Below are 3,928 nucleotides of genomic sequence, written 5' to 3'. Positions count from 1 at the left end.
ATTACACAGGTTAAGAAAGCTCGAGAAGTTAGCAGTCACAAACGTTGTAGAACAGTTCCATAGCGGAGGCCGTCCACTTCCACTCCTACCGGATGATTTTCGACTAAGATCCACTTTGGCAAGCGCTCTTTGCTTACCAAAGTTAGCTTAGGCGAAAATCCCGTGGAAAGGGAAGTGGACAGCCGTAGCGATGGTTACCTGTACAAGCTATTTCAAAATGGCTACTCTGCTTACAAATGCGTTGATACCGCGGGTTATATACTTTCTTTACTTATAAAAAAACGCAGAGCGCCCCGCCCGATTAGAAACGTAGCGACGAATCACAGTGAGTTTACAACCGACGATGACTTATCGTAGAGCAATTCGTGAAGTCGCCTAGTTTCTGGGCGCTTGCGTAGACAAATATCAAAATTTTATACTTTCTTGCCTAAGAACAAAGGAAGTTTAATTTACAGTTCAATAGTTAATATATGGAGTAAAGGGGGTATCACCATGTCTCAATTCTTATTAATCGCAGCCATTCTTTTTATCATCATTCATTTAGTGTATTTTTTCCGAAATAAGACCTATAAGAAAAGTTATTTTAGTACCGCACTCTTTATGAAACTATTTTTTGTATTGTGTGGCGTTACATTTGGCTTTTCTCTGCTTTATTACGCATTATCTTTTGAGGAAACAGTGATTGTACAAGACTTATCGGCAGAAACTCCTGTTGAGCACAGCTTTAGCAATCTATTATATTTTAGCGGTGTCACCATTCTTTCTATTGGTTATGGAGATATGATTCCCGTTAATACTGCCAGGTTCTTTGCTTTATTGCAAGCAGCGATCGGTGTATTGTTGCCCACCGCTTATTTTATAAAGGCATTAGATCAATCTAGAGATGAATAATAGATACTAATCTTGTATAAAGCTCCATCCCTACAAAATGACTGCCACTTTTTCCATCATTAATAACCAAGTGCTATGCCATCACTCCTTGGGTCACTTCCGGCAAGTTTGATATTTTCATCATCTATTAAGATCGCTCCAGCGTGCCCCATCATATCACTATAGCTTTCTACTAACTCAATATCATGACCTTTTTTCCTTAACATTGCTTGAACTGATGGATCGATTCTTTTTTCCAATTTAAGCGTATTGGAACTAGCTCCCCACGTTCTTCCGTATAACCATCTAGGTGCTTCGATAGCTTCTTGAACACCATATTTGTAATCGATAATTCTAGTTACTAGGGCTGCTTGGGTCTGCGGTTGACCTTCGCCTCCCATCGTTCCATATACAAGGTGTGGCCGATTGTTTTTAAACAACATTGCTGGATTAAGCGTATGAAAGGTCCGTTTTTTAGGTTCTAATCGATTGATCGCTTCCTCATCCAGCGAAAAAAAGCTCCCCCTATTTTGTAGCAAAACCCCAGTCTCTGGAGGTACCACTGCGGCACCATATTCATGATAAATACTTTGAATCATCGATACCGCATTTCCCCACTTATCTACTACACCAAACCACACCGTGTCTCCTCTTGGATCTAACAATGCGGTAAATGTTCCCGCTTCTTCTTTGTTCTCGATTACTTCAGCTAATTGCTGACCATACTGTTTCGATAACAATTGATCAATAGGTGGCATAGTATATTCTGGATCTGTCACCCACCGATCTCTATCTTCAAAGGCTAGCTTTGTTGCTTCTACGATCAAGTGGTAGTAGAAGGCATCATTTTTTATTTCTGATAAGTCAAATTGATTTATCATATTTAAAATAGATAATGAAGCAATCCCTTGTGTATTCGGTGGCAAATTATAAGCTTTGTATCCACGGTAATCAACAGCAATTGGTTCCATCCAATCTGCGGTGTGATTCGCTAGATCCTGTTTGGTAAGAACACCATGTTGACTTTGACACATTTCTACCATCTTAGCAGCAATATCCCCATGGTAAAACGAGTGCCCTTTATCCTTTGCAATAGCTCTCAAAGTATTCGCTAAATCCTTTTGGTAAAAAAGCTGACCAGCTCCTTTGCAATGCAATAAAGGCTCAATAAAGATAGAATAAAAGTCATTATTTGTTCGCTCTTCGTTACTAGCTTCTTTAGCCAAAAAGCTTTTTGCCATTTTTATTTGGCTATCAGTAATCGGAAAACCATTTTCAGCATACTCGATAGCATCTTCTAACAACTCTGACCAATTCATCGTCTGTTCCATATCTGATTCAGCATATTCATAAGCTTTCAACCAACCTGATAACGCTCCCGGTACAGTATTTGCCGCTAAATAGCCACGCTCCGGAATAGTGTCATAACCTAACTGATGATAGTAGGCTATATCAGCCATTTCTCCCGAGCGCCCACTGGCATTTATCCCTTTTAACTCTTTCGTTTTAGCATTATAAAACAACCAAAAATTATCCCCACCCAAGCCATTCATATGAGGATAGACAACCCCTAGCGTAGCAGCAATCGAAATAGCAGCGTGTATGGCGTTACCACCTATTTGCAATATTTTCATACCTGCTTGGGAAGCTAAGTAATGCGGGGTAGTAACTGCCCCATTTGTAGCCATTACCGTTGGCCGATAAGCCTTCACACGATCACCTCTAATTAACTTTAGTAGTTTAAACAAAAATATTATTTTCTTTTGTTAAATAAACAAACAATTATAATTAACAATAGTAACATGAGTGTGTTAAAATAACAACAAACATACAGAAAAAGGAGACAACACAACGATGAAACACTTCCATATTTTTTGGGCATTTTTTAAAGTTGGTATTTTAGGCTATGGTGGCGGCCCCTCTTCCATACCACTTGTTCATAAAGAAGTGGTCGATTACTATAAATGGATGGATGATGAAGAGTTTTCTGATATACTCGCAATCGGTAACACACTCCCGGGACCGATCGCAACAAAAATGGCTGGATATATTGGGTACCGTGTCGCTGGATGGTTAGGTGCAATAAACGCTGTATTATCAACGACTATACCAACCATTATCGCTATGATCGTTTTACTCGTTTCATTAAGCAGTTTTAGTGAATTACCTTGGGTGATTGGGATGACGCACGCAATTGTACCTGTTGTCGGTGTCATGCTCGCTATACTGACTTGGGATTTTGTCAAAAAAGGAACAAAAGATTTAGGTTGGAAGTTAAATGTAGCCTTGATTATCGGGAGTACTGTGTTGCTACAATTACTTAACATTCACCCAGCAATTATTATCCTGGTATTATTGATAATTGCTTTTACGACAACATCGAAACAAGAAGGGAATGAATAAATAACGATGATTTATTGGGAAATTTTTATCGCCTTCTTCATACCTGGAATCGTTGGTTATGGCGGAGGTCCCGCAAGCATTCCTTTAGTGCAGAATGAAGTAGTGAATCGCTATGAATGGTTAAGCCTTTCCGAATTTGGGGAGGTACTTGCTATCGGAAATGCGCTCCCAGGTCCAATCGCTACGAAGATGGCAGGGTATATCGGTTATGAACAAGCAGGCATACTCGGTGCAAGTGTTGGGATTTTCGCAACAGTAGCACCTTCACTTATTTTAATGATTATTTTACTTAGTATCTTAAATAAGTTTAAAAGCTCACCTAAAGTAAAAAGAATGACAATGGTTATCCGGCCTACAATTGCAGTTCTACTAGGTATTTTAACCTTTCAATTCTTTTTCCAATCCTACGAGAACGAAGGAACATTACAAACCATATTATTAATCGGACTAAGCTGGCTTTTCTTAGTGAAATTCAAAGTCCATCCCGCATTCGTGATCATCGGAGCATTGGGATATGGTGCAATTTTTTTAGCATGACAGATTAAGCGCCCATTGTGAACTACTCCCACCACTTACCACCCTTATGGGTTGTTTGAAGTGGGGGCTTCTTGGGTAGTCGCCACTTTTGATAGCTGACGAAATGGACCAAGCTAAC

General features: G+C 39.6%; 4 protein-coding genes. 3 read left to right on the top strand and 1 reads right to left on the bottom strand.

Annotated features, from left to right (window positions below; translation table 11 throughout):
• Positions 1-492 precede the first annotated feature (492 nt).
• Positions 493-891: a potassium channel family protein gene (locus GH715_RS18145; RefSeq protein WP_153836634.1), complete on the top strand. Its 399-nt coding sequence runs from the start codon at positions 493-495 to the stop codon at positions 889-891.
• 59 nt (positions 892-950) lie between these two features.
• Here GH715_RS18145 and ggt read toward each other — a convergent pair whose 3' ends face one another.
• Positions 951-2,618, bottom strand: a complete 1,668-nt coding sequence (gene ggt / locus GH715_RS18140) for a gamma-glutamyltransferase (protein ID WP_240469419.1) — start codon at positions 2,616-2,618, stop codon at positions 951-953.
• Between the two features lie 106 nt (positions 2,619-2,724).
• Between ggt and GH715_RS18135 the strand changes: the two genes are divergently transcribed.
• Together GH715_RS18135 and GH715_RS18130 are read left to right on the top strand one after the other, a co-directional pair.
• Positions 2,725-3,273 carry a chromate transporter gene (locus GH715_RS18135; RefSeq protein WP_153836633.1) on the top strand — a complete coding sequence of 183 codons (549 nt, stop codon included), beginning with the start codon at positions 2,725-2,727 and terminating at the stop codon, positions 3,271-3,273.
• A gap of 6 nt (positions 3,274-3,279) precedes the next feature.
• A complete protein-coding gene (locus tag GH715_RS18130; RefSeq protein WP_153836632.1) occupies positions 3,280-3,810 on the top strand; it encodes a chromate transporter in 531 nt (176 codons plus the stop codon).
• The last annotated feature ends 118 nt before the right edge of the window (positions 3,811-3,928 follow it).

The sequence above is a fragment of the Gracilibacillus thailandensis genome, assembly GCF_010994055.1.
In the GTDB taxonomy this organism is placed as follows: domain Bacteria; phylum Bacillota; class Bacilli; order Bacillales; family Amphibacillaceae; genus Gracilibacillus; species Gracilibacillus lacisalsi.
The sequence above is the reverse complement of the archived record's forward strand: the minus strand, read 5'-3'. Positions and strand labels throughout refer to the sequence as shown.

Excerpts from the sequence above, each read along its gene's own strand:
- GH715_RS18130 (WP_153836632.1), top strand. The coding sequence starts at position 3,280 with ATGATTTATTGGGAAATTTTTATCGCCTTCTTCATACCTGGAATCGTT.
- GH715_RS18145 (WP_153836634.1), top strand. The coding sequence starts at position 493 with ATGTCTCAATTCTTATTAATCGCAGCCATTCTTTTTATCATCATTCAT.
- GH715_RS18135 (WP_153836633.1), top strand. The coding sequence starts at position 2,725 with ATGAAACACTTCCATATTTTTTGGGCATTTTTTAAAGTTGGTATTTTA.